Raw genomic sequence first — 17,649 nt, 5'->3', positions numbered from 1 at the left:
AGACATTGAATTGATTGATTCGATTGTCTAGAAATCGTCTGCTGCCCGTTGTCCCAAAGAACCACTTCCCAACGACAAAATCATTCCCGTGAATATCAAGCTGTGTTAATAAGTCTCTTTAGTGAAGAAAGAACGATCGATGAATGCTTCCATGAAAGCATATGAAGAATTAATGACGCGGCTCAAAAGAACTGCTTTACTCGCATCCTGTTCAGCGGTACTGGAATGGGATGAGCAAACATATCTTCCTGCGTTAGGGTCCGAACATCGCGCCAATCAACTTGCATTGCTGGCAGGGATGGTTCACGAACAAGCTACCAATCCTGAAATTGGAAACCTTCTACTCGAGCTGGAGACAAACGCTGATTTTATCGAAGACTCATTCGAGCAAGCTAATCTTCGAGAAGCCCGTCATGAATTTGATCGTGCTACCAAGCTTCCTCGTCGGCTCGTAGAAGAACTCTCAAGAGTCGCCACGCTTTCGCACCATGCGTGGGTACAAGCAAGAAAAGCAAATCAGTTTAATGATTTCTTGCCCTGGTTAGAACAAATGATCGACCTCAAACGCGAAGAGGCTTCTGCCATAGGTTATCAGGGAACGAGTGCCTATGATGCATTACTCGATGAATATGAACCAGGGGCTACTTCTGAAATGATCGAACAGGCATTTCTCCCTTTGAGAGATGAGCTTGTCTCTTTGGTTTCTGCCATCAACAATTCGGCAGTCACTCCTGATATTTCTATTCTTACAAGAATGTATCCTGTCGAGAAACAACGTGAGTTCAGCATTTCGGCTGCAAAGGCAATTGGTTTCAATTTTGACGCTGGTCGGTTGGATATTGCAGCGCATCCTTTCTGTAGTGGATTTGGACCGGGAGATTGTCGATTAACGACCCGGTATGACGAACACCATTTTCCCGGTGCTTTCTTTGGTACGCTGCATGAAGCCGGACATGGGATTTATGAGCAAGGACTTCCAAAAGAGCATTTTGGTACTCCTTCAGGCCATTCCACATCACTGGGAATTCATGAGTCGCAGTCAAGAATGTGGGAGAACCTAGTGGGACGAAGTCGTGCGTTCTGGGATTATTTTTTTCAACCTGCACAGTCTCTGTTCCCGGAAGCATTAGGAAATGTTGCTCAAGAAGACTTTTATCGGGCGATCAATGATGTCCGGCCTTCCTTCATTCGTGTAGAAGCAGATGAAGTGACTTATAACCTGCATATCATGTTACGTTTTGAGTTAGAAAAATCATTAATTTCAGGAGATTTGAAACCGGTTGATCTGGAAGCCGCCTGGAATGAGAAGTTCGTAGAATATTTTGGAATCAAACCTGATACTTCTGCCAATGGTTGTCTGCAGGATGTGCATTGGAGCGCGGGATTGATTGGTTATTTCCCCACATACGCTCTCGGAAATATGTATGCCGCTCAATTTTTCAATGCCGCAGAAAAAGAATTAGGCGATATCAACAAACTGATCTCAAGTGGCGATTTTGTTCCATTGAAAGAATGGTTAAATAAAAATATTCATAGCCGAGGTAAGTTGTATCGTGCAAATCGTCTGGTTGAAGTCGTAGCAGGAGAATCTCTCTCCCACGAACCCTTGATTGCACAGTTACAAAACAAATATAGTGAGCTCTACAATTTATAGCGATTCTTTTGAAATAATTCTCTTTGCAGAATGAGCCATCATGGTCAATAAAAGTGTTAAAAAAGATTTTCTGCTGGCTCTTGTTCTCGTCATTGCTGGAGCAATTATATTTTCTGCATGGATTAGCCTGAGTACGATTGGTCCTTCTCTGTCAAACGGAAACCGTGCACAACTGAAGGTAGGAGATATCGCTCCACCCATTCGGGCTGCAGGCTGGGTGAATGGAAATCCTACTGAGAATAATGAGTTGCAGGGAAAAGTCATAGTTGTCGATGCCTGGGCAACCTGGTGCGGCCCTTGTCGTTTGCAGGCACCACACATGGTTGAGACATACCAAAAATTCAAAGACCAGAAAGTTGTCTTTATTGGATTGACGACAGACGACGAGGAGTTACTTCCCGAAATTCGACAGTGGTTAAAAGAAACGGGTATTACCTGGCCGAATGGTTATGGCGCCTTTGATTCACTTATGGCATTTCAAGCAGACACCATCCCTCAAGTCTGGGTCATTGGCATTGATGGAAAAGTTGTATGGAATGTCGATTCTGAACCTAAGGAATCCTTAGAACAAGGAATCAACCGTGCTTTGAGTCAGATTCCATAACGAACTTTTAGTCATTAGTCAGCCAGACATTTATCAGCTATTGAGCTGGGCGGATTGAATTCAGGATGTAAGGGACTTCTTATGGGTCAACGGTTGATGCATCAAAGTGTCAATGGCATCAAAATGAACGTGTGCGTGAGTGGTTCGGGGCCTCCCCTGCTCTTTGTACATGGATTTCCATTAAACCACCAAATGTGGCAGGCGCAGATTGATTGGTTCCAGAATCATTTTACCGTAATCGCTCCGGATTTACGCGGTTTTGGCACTTCTGAAATCACACCTGGAACGGTTAGCATGAAGCAACATGCGGATGATCTGAATGCGCTCTTAGATTCATTGAAGATCGTAGAGCCCGTCATATTTTGTGGTCTCTCGATGGGGGGATATATTGCCTGGGAATTTTGGTCTCATTTTCCAGAACGACTGCGGGCATTCATTCTTTGCGATACGCGATCTGACTCAGATTCAAACGAAGGCATTGCTACACGCTTAAAAATGGTTGACCTTGTCTTGAAACACGGCCCGGAGTCCATTTCATCGTCTATGATTCCTAATCTTATAAGCGAGGTTTCTGAACACGATTCACCCACAATTACCAAGAGTTTGATGAGTATGATCGAATCAACGGATCGTGAAGGAATTGCTGCCAGCCAGCGCGGTATGGCTGAACGCAAAAATTTCATTGACAAATTAACCGATATTCGAATCCCCACTATGTTGGTCGTCGGAAGCGAAGATCGATTAACACCTCCCGATGTCATGAAGTTGATGTGTTCTTCCTTACCGCATGCAGAATATTGTGAAGTGCCGGGTGCAGGCCATATGTCACCCATGGAAGCACCCATTTTTGTCAATCAGGCAATAGAAGCATTTTTGGCTGCCTGCTAGAATATGAGTTATGAAGCGAACCAACTCATCTCAGAGGGGTTTGTAGAATTGCTACACTTTTTTTGTGTCGTATTTCTTCGCTCCTGTTTTCCAGTGAATGCAAGACCCTTGTTACAATAAAGGACCATTATGGCCAAGAATCATTCCAAACTATTTCTGGACATTGTTGATGATGCAAAATCACGCGTCCTTGAATGCACGGTTCACGATGTAAAAAAACGTAGAGAACAGGGAGAGGAATTTCACCTGATTGATGTGAGGGAGGACCATGAATTTCATGTTGGTAGAATTCCCGGTGCCTTGCATCTTGGCAAGGGAATTATAGAGCGAGATGTGGAAGCAAAGATTCCGGATTCCACTGCCTTGTTAATTCTCTATTGTGGCGGTGGCTTTCGCTCCGCTCTGGCAGCTGACAATCTGCAAAAAATGGGTTATACACAAGTCATCTCAATGGATGGCGGGTTCAGCGGCTGGAAAGCCGCCGGTTATGAAATTGAGACGCCTGATTAATTGCCTGTCTGATATGAGAGGTCAGATACAGAGTAGAAACGAAGCGTTTCTGAATCATGTGTACCTGTAAAAACAGCACTGCCATGGAAGAAATGCAGTGCTATCAAAATGAAAGCGTGGGAACAGCTAACCACCCAATTCAAAGTTATAGGCGTTTAATTCCATTACAAGGAACGCAATTCCTATAGCCAGGGCCGTTAATGAAACGAACAGCAGTCCTACATAAATATCGGGGCCTCCCGATTCTCCTGCAGAAGCTTTTCCTTTAGTTTTAGAGCTTCGAGTTGACATGGTCACCTTTCTCAATCACGCCATTCTTTGCGGCGTCAATAACAGTCCCGACAGCTTTATCAGGATCGACATAAACGAGTTCAATTTTTCCCAGATATTTAGGACGATTTCCATTTTCTTTTGTGCCAAAGCGATAAACGAATAATTGATGCCCTTTGCTGAGCCCGTCATCACTTCCCAATGAAACTTCAACGAACTTTGTTCCGTTCTGTTTATCTTTTTTCGTATTGAGAATCAAACCTTCGACCGCAGGTGGTGCTGATTTCATTCCCGCAATGGCTGGGTCTTTGGGATCTACGCCCAGATTAGCAACGATCTTATTCAGGTATTTCAGCTCATTAAGAACTTTGCTGTGTTTGGCGACGAGATTTTTTTCACGAATTGACTGCGTAAAAATAGTGTCTTCCAGACTTTTGATTTTTGATCTTAAACCATTGACGGTGTCGTGTAGCGTTTTATTCACAACCCGTTGTCGGCTGGACTCTTGACGCCGAAAGTTTGCTTCTTCTCCAGTCGTTTCAGCTTGTGCGACTGAGGTGTCTCTCTCAGCACGTACCGTTTCCAATTGGTTCTGATACGATTTGTTCTGTGCCTTTAATGCATCATTGGCCGCTTTGGCTGTTTGTGCAGCGGTAAGTGATTCATTAATTTTCTGAGTTGTTTCGGTTTTAAAATTACCGTACTCAGACTCCAGGTCGGTCATATTTTTTTGCAGGTTCTTAGCATTTTCCTCAAATTGCACACTCTTTGCGCGCCAATTACTTTGAGCTGTATACACAGCCCCTGCAAAGCCCATGAAACAAATGCTGAGCACAACCTGAACGACGACCAGTACTTTGCCGACAAACGACATCTAATCGCTCCTGATACTTATATTAAATGACAAGTTTTTGTGTTATCAAATTTCAAATCATCTATCATTGATAACATCAAATTAATTATTTTTTTGAGACATTCTTTTCGTAGCTATTGTTTAAGACGTTCACTTCGTAGTTGTTGCCAGTTGCTTTCTGCAGTGACTCTTTTTGTCTTTGAAGGCGCTGTACTTTACCTTCAATTCTGGCAATATAATCTCGTAGCGTTTTTTGTTGTTCCTGAGTTAAGTATTTTTCATTCCGAATTTCTTCAATTTGATCTTGCAGGCGAAAGACATCTGCTCTTCGTTCTGCTGCCTGCTGATTGACTTCCAGAGTTTGTTGGCTGATCTTGATCCCTTCATTGGCAAGCTGAGTAATTTCAGAATCCAGCGCCAAAATTTTTCCTTTCAAATCCTCTGCCATCAGGTTCATGGCTTCGCTATCGACCTGATTGATCTGTTCCCAATTCTTGATTGCTTTCTCAAGGGGAGCAATTGTCTTGGTGGCTTGCTCGATCTTTTCGTTTTGTTGTTTAATTTTATGTTTTTGTGCGGCAACAATCACTTTCGCTAAAACGGGGGATGTTGAAATCTGCTCACCCGCTCTTCGCGTCTTCACAGCCCATATAGGATTTTCGCCTGGCTGATACTCAAACAAATAGTCTGTCATCGCATCTTTTTCTCTGTACCAGTTGGGGCCGCCAACTGAACTGACTGCGGTAAATCCCATGAAAGCGATACTAGCAAAAAGTACCAGCACCAACAGGATTTTACTAAAAAGGGTCATTATGGAATTCCTGAGTCATGAAAGAGACGCAAATCTACTCTGTTATTCTGACTGATTATGTGTAATTTTTTAGTTTATATCTATGCACTTCATCCCAGGCTGAGAATATAAGAAGTAGATTTCCCTACTTATTATCCTTAGAGAATAAATCAAAATTGATCACCATTCCTGTTTTGAAGGCTGTAAATATAAGCCCTCTCACCTGGATCTTTCAATTCATGCTGACATGCTTAATAAAATACTACAGATAACCTGTGCGCAAAAACAACCTATTTTGTGAAATCGGTCATTTCTTAATTATAAATACGCTTAAAAAGCATAGTCAAACTGAATTTCATCTAACTGGTTGGTATTTAACTGTTTGACCTTTGTAACTTGGCTGGCAGATACAATCGCTACCTTCAGAAAACTTGACATAACATCAACTTTTCATCATACACTAAGTACTAATCTTCAAAGCATTTCTGAGGTTCGGTTCACATTTCACAGTTTCAGACATGCCTGATCTACTCAAAAAAGTGGTCAATTGAACCCTTGTTACCCTGCATTCATAAAGACGCTCACTGGGATTTGTTAACATATGATGATGCAAACTTGTTTCACTGGAAATACTTACCAAATCCTGTACTTTGTTTTGAATTGAGATAGGTAAAAACGAGCTGCATTGGTATTTTGGACTAAATTCCGTATTCATCACGGATATGAGACAGAAACACCAAACCAGTATTCAATGATAGAACATTGAGTGATTACGGGGCCCTCGGATTCTGAATGTACCGAGATAAGTTGGAGATTGGTTTATGACTACCCAAGAAGTTCCTTATCATATTACCTCGTTCAATAAATTTCTCAAGATTCAGCTACTTCCTGAACTAAATGAATCTGCATGGAATGAACTAGAAACTCTGGGTGACTCTCTGCTTCTGGAACTCAAAGATCATACGAGTCCCTCCGTCATTATAGATTTAACAAAGCTGACCTATATCAGCAGTTCACTTGTTGCTGTTGTCATTCAGGTCTGGAAGCTGGTTGATGAAGCAGGTGGAAAAACAGCCATACTCAATACCAGTGAGATGGTCGAAGAAGTCCTGCAGATCTCCGGACTCAAAAAAGTATGGTGCATCGTTCCTACTGAAGAAGAAGCGATTGCTCATTTAAGCCAGGCTTTGAAGAAAGAGCGTATCGAACGCCAGCGCGTATTCTCCATGCCGATACTTTTGGGAATTGTGGCCGTTTTATCTGCCATAGCTTGCTATATCCTTTATATGAGTGAGTATGTAGCCGTTGATCCTAAAGTCACATTGGCAGCCACAATCGCGTTCTCTGTAGCAGGTCTATTTCTTGGGGCAACCGCCCTGAAAGATCGCAGAAAAAATTTGCGAATTATGGGAGTGATGGTTCTAATTTGCAGCCTCATCCTGGGTGGAATTGGTTTATTTAAACTGATCTAAAGGATTGAGCAAAATCTTGTTCCCACTCAGACAAACTCACCTTGAGAACGAATTGTTAGGACAGAAAGAGTTGATGAAATGTCAGACAAGCCAGCAGAAAGTGAAAACCATAAAGAAAGTCGCCAGCAGGCACTTCAGGCAGAGCTGAGAGAATTAGTCGATGTTGTAGGCCCTGGTCCACTTGTTGATTTATTGATGGAACGGGCTTTTCAATTACAGGCAACGGATATCCATTTGGATCCATTGGAGGATGGTCTTCGACTTCGCCTGCGAGTGGACGGCATGTTGCATGACATCATCCAGCTTCCCAAGGACGCAGCCGCTTCAGTCATTTCCAGACTTAAGTTAGCAGCCGATATGGACATTACTGAAAGACGAGTTGCTCAGGATGGTCATATTAATAATCAGACGTTGCAGAATCGACGTGATATTCGTGTCGGATCTGGTCCTACCATACATGGTGAGCGATTGGTGTTGAGGTTAATGCCAGACCATAAGCGTTTTACTGAATTCAGTGAATTAGGACTCAGTGAAGCGCAGGCAGCAGAAATAACCCGCTATTGTCATGCCCCCTATGGAATGGTCTTGAGTGTGGGACCAGTCGGGTCTGGAAAAAGTACAACCATTTATAGTTGCCTGGATTATCTGAACCAACCAGAGATGAGCCTTGCGACCATAGAAGACCCTGTTGAGCGTCGGATTGAAGGAGCCAATCAAATACAAATTGATCCTAAAATTGGTTTTGGTTTCGCTGCCGCTTTAAGAGGTGTTCTTAGACAGGATCCCAATGTCATTATGGTTGGCGAAATTCGAGATTCAGAAACGGCACATATTGCCGTGAGGGCAGGGCTGACCGGAATCCGAGTTCTTTCGACCCTGCACTCGAATGATGCCGTTGCTGCAATTGATGTATTCAGAGAATTTGGTATTCCCTCGATGTTCATTACGGATAGTTTACAAGGCATTATTTCTCAGCGTCTCATCAGACGAGTCTGTGAAAAATGCCGCGCTCCTTATCAACCCGATGCCGGGGCATGTGAATATCTGGGAATCAATTCAGACCATTTAAGCGATTCTAAAATTTCTAAAGGAACTGGCTGCGAACACTGTTTTCATACGGGGTATCTGGGTCGAACTGGCATTTATGAAACGCTTGGAATCCAAGGGGACCTACGGGAAGCAATACTCAGAGGCGATTCGCAAGCAGAAATATTGAAGATGGCATCTGATTTAGGAATGACTACAATGGAAGAATCGGGTAAAGCAAAAGTACTTGAAGGGGTTACAACCGTTCAGGAGCTTCATCGAGTTCTTGTTTAGATTTGACTTAAGATTGGATCTTTTTTAAGAGAGCTACCAAAAGTACATTTTTTCGAAGTAAGAGTCATTTTCATGATTTGTTTGCCGTTTTGATGTATAACTTATGGTTCTACGAAAAAAAGAATCCATTTCTAGTTGATCCGTTATATAATTACACGTAATTAGTCATACAGAAAAGACCTTGTCGGGCCATCCTCATTTCCTGCTCAAGCATGATATAGGTTTGTGCCTCATGAATTTGAATAAAACAGAACGGTCTGATAGTGCTTGCATTCTCAAGCCGGATGCCAGTTCTTCCCAATCGGCGACGATTTCTATGTCGAATCAAACCAAGTCCGCTATTCAAATCGTGACGGACTCATCTTTGAGTACTCCCAGTAGAGATAGGAACTTTTCCGCGCAGGCTGAGACGCAAGATAACGAAGAGGAAGAACCTGTTTATTCTTTCAAAGAGAAGGTCGTCCTTTGGCTGGCCAGTTTTACGGCTGCAGGCTGGGTCATTTCATTTCTTTTTCACTCCACCCTACTGACAGTCATGGCGATTGTCATCGTAGGTGGCCTCCCAGGAAACGACGATATCTCAACGCTGCTCAATCTGGATGACGAAGAAAGTATTGTTCTGAATGGCCCGCTGGATACTCGCATTGATGAAGAAATGGGTGGAAAAACAACCGAATTTAATATCATGCAGCCCGTCAAGACGATGGTTGGAGAAAATGAATCGACAGTCAAAGAGATTGAAGAAGACATTCTAGCCCTGCTTGGAAAAGGGGAAGGGGAAGAAAATGGTGATGGTAAGGGTAGTGGTGGAGGAGAATTTAAATTCAAACCTAAGGGAAATGCGGTCATTGCCGGGAGTTTCACAGCCTGGACGGTTCCTAAAGATCCAGATCTGAATGAGGACTATCTGATCTTTATTCAGGTCAAACTTCCCTATACTTATAAATCAAAGCGGTATCGTGCTTCTGATCTGAAAGGAATTGTATTGGGGACTGATAATCACCGTCAGGCAATCCCCTGGGACGTCCGATGGCCCAACTCCACATTTTCTTCGAATGCTGTCGGTGACATCAATCCAGTCAAGAAGGGGGGCTATTTAATTGTTAAGAAGCGTTCCGCTCAGTTAATTGTCAAAGTTCCCGGTTCAACAGTCCCGGCTACACGCGATACGATCAAAATTGAATCCAAGATTCTCAAAGAGAAACGTACATTGGAGATTGAATTCTAATTCAATCATTCCCTGTGATGTTAATCTGTTTCTCCTTTGATCGCAGAGATCCAGCCTCTCATAAAAATTTCTCCCAGACTAGACCAGCGAGCCGGAGCGTCCGTCAAATTTCCCAGGCAATTAGGGCAGGGGAGATTCGGTTCTTCGAGAAAAACAGGTTTTTCTGTAATCTCCGGTGATAGCCAAAGTGCATCGCACTCATCACAAAGAATGACTGTGTGCTCTATTTTGCTACAAATACGAACTCCCAGATTCCCTTGTTCACAAAAAGGACACGTCCCTATATAGTACATGAATTCAAATCCTGTTCTTCCCTTACAGTGGAAATGCTGTAATCACATTGGTTCCTTCCAGAACCAATCTTATTTTTGAGGCAGCGGGTTTCCCCTGTTTGTTTCCAACCTTACCACCTACAAACCCAATACGTCGCCCCATATCCACAGTATAAACAACGCGATTTCCCTCCTGTTTTTTTGCTACTTTCCTGCCCCCTTTGAGTGCTTTTAGATAGGCCTCATCAATCAATGCCAGAATTTTTTTTCTGTCGCCGTCTCCTAAAAATACGCCATGTTTCCCGGGCCTATTGGGCTGATCTTCGGCATGCCGCATGATATGTAGTAACCGATGTTTTTCCTGACTCCCGGGACCGTACCTTAACCCAGCGACAGATTCCCAGACTTTGCCGCCTAACTCCCGAAGTTGCCCTAATTCCGGTTTCGACTTCGCCGTTGATTTGGAAGAGTCAGCGGGTGGAGGTCGATTTGAGTTCGCTGGAGTCCGTTTTACTTTTGCAGGAGATGTTGTTACGGACTGAGTCTTCTTTTGTGAAGTACCGGAGTCGGCCTGTTGCTTCAAGCCTGGCTTTAGTGAGCCTTTATTTTTTTTGATTTGTGTTTGATGGATCGTTTCGTTCGATGCAGGAAGTGCTTTTGCCCCCGTCGGCTTCCCGGAAGTCGAGATAGACTTATCTTTTTGAACCAGTTCTGCCTGTTGGTTCGGGGGAATTTTTTGCTCTTGCTGTGATTGCAGAACAAAATATAAGACCAGGAAAACCACAATCCAAATGGTCCATCTTGACGATTTCAATTTTAATCTATGTTGTTGATGATCTGGCTGGTTCATACTGAATTTCTTATTCCGATTTTTTTATTCTGAGAGCGATTTTTGATACCGGTCATAGATTTGTTTGAGATGATCGACCTTCTCCGGATAGCGGGCCGCAAGATTTTGTTTTTCACTTATATCTTTTGACAGATCAACCAGAAATAGACGATCCTCTTTCGTCAGCTGGCCTTTTAAACTTGTGTCGCGAGGGTTACCCAGTAATTTCCAATCCCCTTTACGGACCGCCCAGCTTTTCCCAATCTGCCAATAAAAGTCAGTGTGAGGGCTTTGCGCTTGAGGGGAGTCGATCACGGTTTTCAAACTTTTTCCATCGAGTTGATGTTGTGGAAGTGGGACACCCGCTAATTCGGCAATCGTTGGCAACCAGTCACAACCTGTCGCTAATTGATGTCGATCTTCACCTTCTCGAATAGACCCGGGCCAGGAAATCATAGCTGGCACGCGAATCCCTCCTTCAAACAGACTAAATTTTGCACCGCGAAAGTGTCCCGCACTGCCACCTCCGCCGAACGTTCTCTCTTCCTGTGAGTGTCCGTGGTCCGATTGAAAAATGATGATTGTATTTTCACGAAGCTTGAGTTCATCAAGTGTTTTTAACACTTCTCCTATACAGTCATCCATAGTCGAAACGAAGGCCGCATACTTACTCCGTGGTGCAGGGAGGTGTGAGTACTTCTTTCTCCACTTCTCCGTTCCCTGTAAGGGGTAATGCGGAACGTTGATTGCCCAATAAAGAAAAAATGGTTTGTCTTGAAATTCTTTGATGTAACTCTGACACTGTTTCACCATGAGATCCGGAAAGAATTCGCCATCATGCCAGATTTCTTTTCCGTTTTTCCAGAGGTCGTGCCGATTCGGACCATTCCAGTAAAAGAAGTGCGAATAGTTATCGATACACCCCCCCATGTGACCAAACGATTGATCGAAGCCTTGGCCGTTTGGCATTGTTTCGGGTGTATAACCTAAGTGCCATTTTCCGACGTGACCAGTCTGATACCCTGACTGTTTCATCATTTCGGCAATCGTAACCTGTTCGGCAGGCATTCCACTTTTCCCATGATGTGAAGATACATTTCCGGGCACGCCGGCGCGTCGAGGAATTCTTCCTGTCAACAGGCCGGCACGCGAGGGAGAGCAGACCGGAGCAGCGGCGTAAAACTGCGTGAAACGAATTCCTCTTTTGGCAATGGAATCCATATGAGGCGTTATCAAGTCTTTTGCCCCATAGCAATTGAGGTCTACCGATCCTTGATCGTCTGTAAAGATGATGATGACATTCGGTTTTTCTGATCGAGTCGAAGCCCATCCTTCATTATCGGAAAGTACAATCAAGCAGGGAAAGAGGCATGAAAAACACCAGAGAAAACTATCCTGAATGATTCTAGCACTTCTATTTTTAACGATCACCATACGAAATCCTGACGTTATTGAAACGTAGAAAAGAGTTGCAAGATATTTATACCAAACAGTGGCTGTTAACTTTTTGGTGTTGCATCCCAGGCATCCTGAAAGACTTTTTCCCCGTGAACTGTATAAGGATTTTGCATACTTTCCTGATATACTGAGAGTCCTGCGGTGACACAATGCGCACCCGCCAGGGCCACATCTGCAATTTGCCGACCATTGCGAATTGCCGCAGCGATGATTTCTGAATCGTATTGATGTCGTTCCAGCATTTCAGCAACTTCCATGACAAAAGTCGTTGTTGAATCGCCGTAGGTCTCTTTCCATCCAATAAAGGGGCTAATAAAAAACGCACCCGCACGAGCTGCATGCCACGCTTGTGCGACAGAAAATATGAGCGTTGCATTCGTTCGAATTCCCTGCTTCGTCAGTTCGCGAATCGCCTTGAAACCATTCTCGCTGACACCCACTTTAATTACGAAGTTGGGAGATATTTTGGAAAGTTTGATCCCCTGTTCGATGATCTGATCGGCATCTGTAATATTGGGATCGACCTCAACACTCACGGGTTTCTCCGTACCAGCAAACAACTCTGCAATCTCTTCAATCACTTTCAGAAATGGTTTGCCAGAATTTTTGATATGCTTGGGATTTGTTGTGAGCCCATCCAGGTCCCAATAATCAAGGCCATGTTTAATCTCATCTGTGATGGCACTATCCAGAAACAATTTCATTGTGAATTCCTTTAGTCAGGATAAGATGGTTTAAATACCGAATTATCAATATTGAAGCGATTTGATCACCAGGACCTATCATGGTTTGATGGCTTTATTATAAGTTCATCCGTTTTGAATATGCCACGCTGGCATTTTGTATTATGTTATATTAAGAAGCTTTCATGACGAAATAGACGTATCAAGGCGGAATCATTCCTCAAAGTAAAAGTACACTCTACACAATGACCACACAATTCCCCGATTATCTAAATATCAGCCGTGATATGTTGGCCAAAGATACAACGGTCAATCTCACTATCGTAAAAGATATGCCGGAAATTGCTCAACATATGGCAACAGCAATACTACAGGTAATAGAAGCAGCAAAATCGAAAGGTCATCCTGCCACGTTAATCCTTCCCGTGGGCCCGGTAGATCAATATCCCATCCTGGCTGAAATGTTGAATGAGAGGCGATACTCAATCAGAGATGTCATGTTGATTAACATGGATGAGTATCTGACTGACGATGATCAATGGGTTGACATTTCCCATCCCCTCAGTTTTCGCGGATATATGAATCGAAAATTTTATGATTTATTGAATCCGGAATTGGCGCCTTTGCCCGAAAATCGAATCTGCCCTGATCCAAATGATGTGGAAGCGATTCAGCAATTGATTGATCAACGGGGAGGAGTCGATGCCTGTTTTGGGGGAATTGGGATCAATGGTCATATTGCCTTCAATGAACCTCCTGACCCAGATCAAAGTATGTCTGCTGAAGACTTCGCCCAGTTACCAACTCGAATTCTTGACTTAACTCGCGAAACCAGAACCATCAATTCAGTAACCGTTGGCGGTGAAATTTCTATTATCCCCTGGCGGGCAGTTACTGTTGGTATGCAAGAAATTCTGGGAGCGAGGGAACAACATTTCTATTGCAACCGTCTCTGGCAAAGCTCTGTGATTCGCAGGGTTTTGCATGGTCCTGTAACCAGTGCCTGCCCGGCTTCCTTTTTACGAACAACGCCAGATTTCCATTTGACAGTTGCTGAATATGTTGCAGAACCTCCCGAGATTCGTCTGCGGTAGTTTAACCTCAGTCCATTCACAACAGGACTTTTATTTAGAACTATGAAATTAAATTTCGAACAAGAACGAATTCTGGCCGTTGTTGCCCATCCAGATGATGCAGAACTCTTGTGCGCGGGTACATTGGCACGTGCTCATCAAGAGGGAGCTGGCATTGGAATTTGTGTGCTCTGCCAGGGAGATAAAGGACAGCCAGAGCCGCCAATTGATAATCTGGCTGAAGTTCGGCAACAGGAAATGCAAATGGCTGCAAAAGTGCTCGGTGCCGATCTCTTCTTTGGCAATAGCCCGGATGGTGCTTTGTTTGACTGTTTAGAGCAGCGTCGCCTATTAACGGAAATCATTCGTCAGTTTTCACCGACGCTCGTATTGGCACATTCTGCATCAGACTATCATGCAGACCATCGTGCCGCCTCTGTCATCACCGAAGCAGCGACCTGGTTCAGTGCCTCGGCTGGTAATCAAACAGATTCGTCTGCCGTGAAAATCCCGCCTGCTCTCTGGTGGCTGGATACCGTTAACATGACGCAGTTCGAACCCCATTTTTATATCGACATCAGCGAATATGTCGATACAAAGGTTGCTATGCTCAATTGCCATCAAAGCCAACTGCAACGTGGCAAAGACACCAGCTTCTCCCCCCTGCAGGATCTGATGCTGAAACAATGTGCAACCCGTGGCTCACAATCGGGGGTCTCTTCTGCGGAAGCCTTTCGAAGCCATACTGCCTGGAAACGTTGTGCAGCATGGTAAATTTTAGCAAAGTACATTGATCGATACTTAAATCAGGCCAAATCGCTTTGCTTCCTGCTTTCTTTTCGGACCAATGTAGCGAAAGCTGGCTGTGATTCTTCCATGACTGGATGCTTTTCGATGTTTACGCTCTTTATCGAATCCATCCTGGCGATTTGCAGAAGAAGGTTTGCGAATCAATTTCCAAAGTCTGGATTTTGCACGATGGTAAATCATGGCTGGATGGCCAGTGACACTGGTATATATTTTTTTGCAAGCATAGAGCGAGGCTACATATTCGCTTAATGCATGACCAATGCCTGCCCCTTGAAAGTCCGGTAGACAGACTGTTCTATGTTCTCTAAAGGAAGAGGCTGTTTTGTGCGGAAAATGTATCACCGCGGTGAAAGCAGCAGGTTGCCCCTGGACTAAGGCCATAAAACAGTTTGCGGATTTATGAATCGAAGCATCTAAATAATGATGTTTCCGAAATAATTCCCACGCACTTCGATGCACGTTAATAATTTCGAGAGAGATTGGGGGTCGTGATTGCCTTTCGCACCTCCATTGAAAATCGTTGGTTGCGGGTTGGTAGATCCAATCGGGATCAAGCCAGTTTATAATGTCGTAGTGACAAGTGATGGCTATGAATTTCTGTTTTCTTTTCCGAACTGTTTTTGCAATTGCACAACTACTGATTTGCGCTACGGTCCGATCCACTACCGAAGAATACTCATCGATGGCGACTATGTGTGATGGTTCGGCCAAAGCCCTGGCAATTGTCACTCGGAACTGTTCGCCGTTCGATAGCACATGATAAGGCTTTAACCAGCCTGGAGGTGAAGAGAAACCGACCGAAGAGAGCAGGGCAGCAATCTCTTTCATTCCCATTTCTCTGGGGAAAGCATCAATGATACTTTTCTTCTGGAACCATTCAAAACCATCGACTAAATCATTTTTGAATAGTTCTCTGGCAAGAGTCGTCTTCCCACAGCCGGATGGACCGACGATCAATCCAATGTTCCACGCAGACTGTTCCAGGGGCAGGTTTGCCGACCATGCAACTCGGCTTTTCTTTTCGGCTGGAATGCCAAACATGCCCTCCAGTTGAATCACACGCGGACTGCGGATGACTTGAGATTCCCTTATGATATCCACGATCGGCATACGAATCCCTCTTTTTTTAACCGCTTCAAAAGTGCAATTTGCTCAAATTCATCTTTGCAATCAATCAGTACACTGAAAGAATCCGTCAGGAGATGCGATTCATCTTCGCCTTCGATCTTTTCCAGAATATCAGGACTCACACTCGACAGAGAATCGAGCAGTTCCTGCAGATCCTTTGAATCTGTAGAAACCGAAGCCATCAGGGTATCCAATGCAACCTGATCCGTATTTGCCATTGATGTGACAGTATCAAATGTCGCTAGAATTTTCTCTGCTTCAGATTTCGTCACATCCAAAACCAGACAGGGAACTTTTTCCTCTTCAGCGATATCGGCCCGTAAATGACCATCAATGATTTCGAATGTTCCATTCTTACAATCTCGAACCAGACATGCAGAAGCGAACCCCACTTCTTTGAGAATCGCGCGCAATACTGTTTCCTGCGTTTCTGTATGAATTCGCCAGTTCTTCAGATTGCGTTTCAGCTGAGAGGCTTGAATACGTCGAAAGCTTTTGATGCGGTCTTTGAATTTCATATCAATTCTCAAAATTATTTTTACAGGCAATCCAGACAGCGATTTGAACCATAACGTTGGCGAATCTGGTCTTTGTGATAGTCACCTTTGAAGATGGGCGCACCACAGCGGGCACAAGATGAAATAGGTTCGTGTTTCACAAGCACTGAACTCACAACAAGATCCGGATACTCCGCTTCTACCATTTTTGCTGCCAGGATATGTGTTTGCGCTTCCCGGTCAAGACGTTTTACAGGGCGTTGAAATTTTTCTTGAGCAAGGTAAACAATAAAATGAGGCATGTCACATTCCTTTTCAAAATTGGAAATCGGTCTCAAACGACATTCATTACATATTTTAAATGGAAATTCCTGTTTGTCATGAGGTGCATGCAGGCATGCGTGCTCAAGCTGAACCCGCGGTCTCTGAGTTATGAGCCCAGCGGGATTTTTACACTCGCGAACTCACTATCATTCCTGATCCCAAACTTCGAAATGGGACCGAAAAGTCATACTTTCTTGGAGTTGGAAACTGACGAATGATATCTCCGTCTAATTCGATTCCCATTTCAGTACGATGACCGGCAGATTGCTTGTGGAAGAATGCGGCTCCAGATTCAGTACACTTTTTCCACATATCTCTTGCCCACTGCTTATCCTCTGGTCGATGACCGGGGCCAGACTCACCTCCGTAAATCACCCAGTCAATCCCGGAGAGATCAAGATCTGTGAGAGATCCGAGTGCTGGTTCATAGCTGATAAATCTTAGAACAGCCGGAATCTTTCTCAGTAGATCCGCACGCTCCGCGACTTGCATATCTTCAATGGAAGTTCCGAGCCACACATTCGGGTAACCACTGTCTCCCCAGTCGTCGGGAAGGTTGTCAGCGATTCGCTCAGGCCGTTTGGTCAACACTTGAAAATGAAGCCACGAATTTTTTTTCATCAGCTCAAATACTTTTGGGCGTGTTTCATTTGCTACAGGATGATCTTCAAAAATGTCGCAAAGCGAAGCGCAAAAGACTCTCCATAAATTTCCTTCGCTGACAGCTTTCGTATTCCACTTCCTGACATTTTCCCAAGGCGCCTTTGTCACCTGTCGAGGCGCGTTACCCCAAAGATCAAGACCCATGCGATTTTTTGTCAAAGTCAGCGCATAGCAATTTCGACACCCTTCACTGACTTTCGTGCATCCCATCCAGGGGTTGAATGTTGCATCAGTCCAAGCGATCAGTGTTTTTTCCATGACTCGCTCCCCTAGCAGTCTGTCCGGATATTCCCCTGACCCTGGTTTTCATTACCGAGATGTCG

At 44.1% G+C, this 17,649-nt stretch carries 20 protein-coding genes; 9 read left to right on the top strand and 11 right to left on the bottom strand.

Annotated features, from left to right (window positions below):
* Positions 1 to 139 precede the first annotated feature (139 nt).
* From Q0668_RS24115 to Q0668_RS24100, 4 genes are all read left to right on the top strand, one after another.
* The gene (locus tag Q0668_RS24115; protein WP_298869106.1) at positions 140 to 1,654 is read left to right on the top strand and encodes a carboxypeptidase M32; all 1,515 of its coding nucleotides are present in this window, start codon (positions 140 to 142) and stop codon (positions 1,652 to 1,654) included.
* Between the two features lie 40 nt (positions 1,655 to 1,694).
* On the top strand, positions 1,695 to 2,258 hold the full coding sequence (locus Q0668_RS24110) for a TlpA disulfide reductase family protein (protein ID WP_298869105.1): 564 nt from the start codon (positions 1,695 to 1,697) through the stop codon (positions 2,256 to 2,258).
* Between the two features lie 81 nt (positions 2,259 to 2,339).
* A complete protein-coding gene (locus Q0668_RS24105) occupies positions 2,340 to 3,146 on the top strand; it encodes an alpha/beta fold hydrolase (RefSeq protein WP_298869104.1) in 807 nt (268 codons plus the stop codon).
* A gap of 129 nt (positions 3,147 to 3,275) precedes the next feature.
* Positions 3,276 to 3,656 (top strand): rhodanese-like domain-containing protein, encoded by a 381-nt coding sequence (locus tag Q0668_RS24100; RefSeq protein WP_298869103.1) that lies wholly within the window; start codon positions 3,276 to 3,278, stop codon positions 3,654 to 3,656.
* Between the two features lie 126 nt (positions 3,657 to 3,782).
* On the opposite strand, the gene Q0668_RS24095 is transcribed toward Q0668_RS24100, so the two are convergent.
* The 3 genes from Q0668_RS24095 to Q0668_RS24085 all read right to left on the bottom strand — a co-directional run bounded on the left by Q0668_RS24095 (position 3,783) and on the right by Q0668_RS24085 (position 5,590).
* The gene (locus tag Q0668_RS24095) at positions 3,783 to 3,947 is read right to left on the bottom strand and encodes a hypothetical protein (RefSeq protein WP_298869102.1); all 165 of its coding nucleotides are present in this window, start codon (positions 3,945 to 3,947) and stop codon (positions 3,783 to 3,785) included.
* A complete protein-coding gene (locus Q0668_RS24090; RefSeq protein ID WP_298869101.1) occupies positions 3,928 to 4,800 on the bottom strand; it encodes a hypothetical protein in 873 nt (290 codons plus the stop codon). The genes Q0668_RS24095 and Q0668_RS24090 overlap by 20 nt, the downstream gene beginning before the upstream one ends.
* A gap of 85 nt (positions 4,801 to 4,885) precedes the next feature.
* Positions 4,886 to 5,590 carry a hypothetical protein gene (locus Q0668_RS24085; RefSeq protein ID WP_298869100.1) on the bottom strand — a complete coding sequence of 235 codons (705 nt, stop codon included), beginning with the start codon at positions 5,588 to 5,590 and terminating at the stop codon, positions 4,886 to 4,888.
* Positions 5,591 to 6,390: 800 nt separating this feature from the next.
* Between Q0668_RS24085 and Q0668_RS24080 the strand changes: the two genes are divergently transcribed.
* The 3 genes from Q0668_RS24080 (at position 6,391) to Q0668_RS24070 (ending at position 9,589) form a co-directional block, all read left to right on the top strand.
* Positions 6,391 to 7,041: an STAS domain-containing protein gene (locus Q0668_RS24080; protein ID WP_298869099.1), complete on the top strand. Its 651-nt coding sequence runs from the start codon at positions 6,391 to 6,393 to the stop codon at positions 7,039 to 7,041.
* A gap of 78 nt (positions 7,042 to 7,119) precedes the next feature.
* The gene (locus tag Q0668_RS24075; RefSeq protein WP_298869098.1) at positions 7,120 to 8,361 is read left to right on the top strand and encodes a GspE/PulE family protein; all 1,242 of its coding nucleotides are present in this window, start codon (positions 7,120 to 7,122) and stop codon (positions 8,359 to 8,361) included.
* Positions 8,362 to 8,593: 232 nt separating this feature from the next.
* Positions 8,594 to 9,589, top strand: coding sequence for a hypothetical protein (locus Q0668_RS24070; protein ID WP_298869097.1), 996 nt, complete (start codon positions 8,594 to 8,596; stop codon positions 9,587 to 9,589).
* 20 nt (positions 9,590 to 9,609) lie between these two features.
* On the opposite strand, the gene Q0668_RS24065 is transcribed toward Q0668_RS24070, so the two are convergent.
* The 4 genes from Q0668_RS24065 to Q0668_RS24050 all read right to left on the bottom strand — a co-directional run bounded on the left by Q0668_RS24065 (position 9,610) and on the right by Q0668_RS24050 (position 12,852).
* Positions 9,610 to 9,882 carry a hypothetical protein gene (locus tag Q0668_RS24065; protein WP_298869096.1) on the bottom strand — a complete coding sequence of 91 codons (273 nt, stop codon included), beginning with the start codon at positions 9,880 to 9,882 and terminating at the stop codon, positions 9,610 to 9,612.
* Positions 9,883 to 9,904: 22 nt separating this feature from the next.
* The gene (locus tag Q0668_RS24060) at positions 9,905 to 10,711 is read right to left on the bottom strand and encodes a hypothetical protein (protein WP_298869095.1); all 807 of its coding nucleotides are present in this window, start codon (positions 10,709 to 10,711) and stop codon (positions 9,905 to 9,907) included.
* Between the two features lie 24 nt (positions 10,712 to 10,735).
* The gene (locus Q0668_RS24055) at positions 10,736 to 12,124 is read right to left on the bottom strand and encodes a sulfatase-like hydrolase/transferase (RefSeq protein WP_298869094.1); all 1,389 of its coding nucleotides are present in this window, start codon (positions 12,122 to 12,124) and stop codon (positions 10,736 to 10,738) included.
* A 65-nt stretch (positions 12,125 to 12,189) separates the two neighbouring features.
* Entirely contained in the window at positions 12,190 to 12,852 is a 663-nt protein-coding gene (locus tag Q0668_RS24050; protein WP_298869093.1) for a transaldolase family protein, read from the bottom strand.
* A gap of 224 nt (positions 12,853 to 13,076) precedes the next feature.
* Between Q0668_RS24050 and Q0668_RS24045 the strand changes: the two genes are divergently transcribed.
* Together Q0668_RS24045 and Q0668_RS24040 are read left to right on the top strand one after the other, a co-directional pair.
* Entirely contained in the window at positions 13,077 to 13,925 is an 849-nt protein-coding gene (locus Q0668_RS24045) for a glucosamine-6-phosphate isomerase (protein WP_298869092.1), read from the top strand.
* Positions 13,926 to 13,967: 42 nt separating this feature from the next.
* The gene (locus tag Q0668_RS24040; protein ID WP_298869091.1) at positions 13,968 to 14,678 is read left to right on the top strand and encodes a PIG-L family deacetylase; all 711 of its coding nucleotides are present in this window, start codon (positions 13,968 to 13,970) and stop codon (positions 14,676 to 14,678) included.
* Between the two features lie 27 nt (positions 14,679 to 14,705).
* Here Q0668_RS24040 and Q0668_RS24035 read toward each other — a convergent pair whose 3' ends face one another.
* From Q0668_RS24035 to Q0668_RS24020, 4 genes are all read right to left on the bottom strand, one after another.
* Entirely contained in the window at positions 14,706 to 15,824 is a 1,119-nt protein-coding gene (locus tag Q0668_RS24035) for an AAA family ATPase (protein ID WP_298869090.1), read from the bottom strand.
* Entirely contained in the window at positions 15,803 to 16,360 is a 558-nt protein-coding gene (locus tag Q0668_RS24030; RefSeq protein ID WP_298869089.1) for a ParB N-terminal domain-containing protein, read from the bottom strand. Before Q0668_RS24030 ends, Q0668_RS24035 begins: the two co-directional genes overlap by 22 nt.
* 20 nt (positions 16,361 to 16,380) lie before the next feature.
* On the bottom strand, positions 16,381 to 16,641 hold the full coding sequence (locus Q0668_RS24025; protein ID WP_298869088.1) for a hypothetical protein: 261 nt from the start codon (positions 16,639 to 16,641) through the stop codon (positions 16,381 to 16,383).
* Positions 16,642 to 16,789: 148 nt separating this feature from the next.
* The gene (locus Q0668_RS24020; protein ID WP_298869087.1) at positions 16,790 to 17,584 is read right to left on the bottom strand and encodes a DUF5131 family protein; all 795 of its coding nucleotides are present in this window, start codon (positions 17,582 to 17,584) and stop codon (positions 16,790 to 16,792) included.
* Positions 17,585 to 17,649: the final 65 nt, after the last annotated feature.

This window comes from uncultured Gimesia sp., assembly GCF_937910335.1.
Classification (GTDB): domain Bacteria; phylum Planctomycetota; class Planctomycetia; order Planctomycetales; family Planctomycetaceae; genus Gimesia.
The sequence above is the reverse complement of the archived record's forward strand: the minus strand, read 5'-3'. Positions and strand labels throughout refer to the sequence as shown.

Bases quoted from the DNA above. Each gene is read 5' to 3' on its own strand.
- Q0668_RS24115 (WP_298869106.1), top strand. From the start codon at position 140: ATGAATGCTTCCATGAAAGCATATGAAGAATTAATGACGCGGCTCAAA.
- Q0668_RS24110 (WP_298869105.1), top strand. From the start codon at position 1,695: ATGGTCAATAAAAGTGTTAAAAAAGATTTTCTGCTGGCTCTTGTTCTC.
- Q0668_RS24105 (WP_298869104.1), top strand. From the start codon at position 2,340: ATGGGTCAACGGTTGATGCATCAAAGTGTCAATGGCATCAAAATGAAC.
- Q0668_RS24100 (WP_298869103.1), top strand. From the start codon at position 3,276: ATGGCCAAGAATCATTCCAAACTATTTCTGGACATTGTTGATGATGCA.
- Q0668_RS24095 (WP_298869102.1), bottom strand. From the start codon at position 3,947: ATGTCAACTCGAAGCTCTAAAACTAAAGGAAAAGCTTCTGCAGGAGAA.
- Q0668_RS24090 (WP_298869101.1), bottom strand. From the start codon at position 4,800: ATGTCGTTTGTCGGCAAAGTACTGGTCGTCGTTCAGGTTGTGCTCAGC.
- Q0668_RS24085 (WP_298869100.1), bottom strand. From the start codon at position 5,590: ATGACCCTTTTTAGTAAAATCCTGTTGGTGCTGGTACTTTTTGCTAGT.
- Q0668_RS24080 (WP_298869099.1), top strand. From the start codon at position 6,391: ATGACTACCCAAGAAGTTCCTTATCATATTACCTCGTTCAATAAATTT.
- Q0668_RS24075 (WP_298869098.1), top strand. From the start codon at position 7,120: ATGTCAGACAAGCCAGCAGAAAGTGAAAACCATAAAGAAAGTCGCCAG.
- Q0668_RS24070 (WP_298869097.1), top strand. From the start codon at position 8,594: ATGAATTTGAATAAAACAGAACGGTCTGATAGTGCTTGCATTCTCAAG.
- Q0668_RS24065 (WP_298869096.1), bottom strand. From the start codon at position 9,882: ATGTACTATATAGGGACGTGTCCTTTTTGTGAACAAGGGAATCTGGGA.
- Q0668_RS24060 (WP_298869095.1), bottom strand. From the start codon at position 10,711: ATGAACCAGCCAGATCATCAACAACATAGATTAAAATTGAAATCGTCA.
- Q0668_RS24055 (WP_298869094.1), bottom strand. From the start codon at position 12,124: ATGGTGATCGTTAAAAATAGAAGTGCTAGAATCATTCAGGATAGTTTT.
- Q0668_RS24050 (WP_298869093.1), bottom strand. From the start codon at position 12,852: ATGAAATTGTTTCTGGATAGTGCCATCACAGATGAGATTAAACATGGC.
- Q0668_RS24045 (WP_298869092.1), top strand. From the start codon at position 13,077: ATGACCACACAATTCCCCGATTATCTAAATATCAGCCGTGATATGTTG.
- Q0668_RS24040 (WP_298869091.1), top strand. From the start codon at position 13,968: ATGAAATTAAATTTCGAACAAGAACGAATTCTGGCCGTTGTTGCCCAT.
- Q0668_RS24035 (WP_298869090.1), bottom strand. From the start codon at position 15,824: ATGCCGATCGTGGATATCATAAGGGAATCTCAAGTCATCCGCAGTCCG.
- Q0668_RS24030 (WP_298869089.1), bottom strand. From the start codon at position 16,360: ATGAAATTCAAAGACCGCATCAAAAGCTTTCGACGTATTCAAGCCTCT.
- Q0668_RS24025 (WP_298869088.1), bottom strand. From the start codon at position 16,641: ATGCCTCATTTTATTGTTTACCTTGCTCAAGAAAAATTTCAACGCCCT.
- Q0668_RS24020 (WP_298869087.1), bottom strand. From the start codon at position 17,584: ATGGAAAAAACACTGATCGCTTGGACTGATGCAACATTCAACCCCTGG.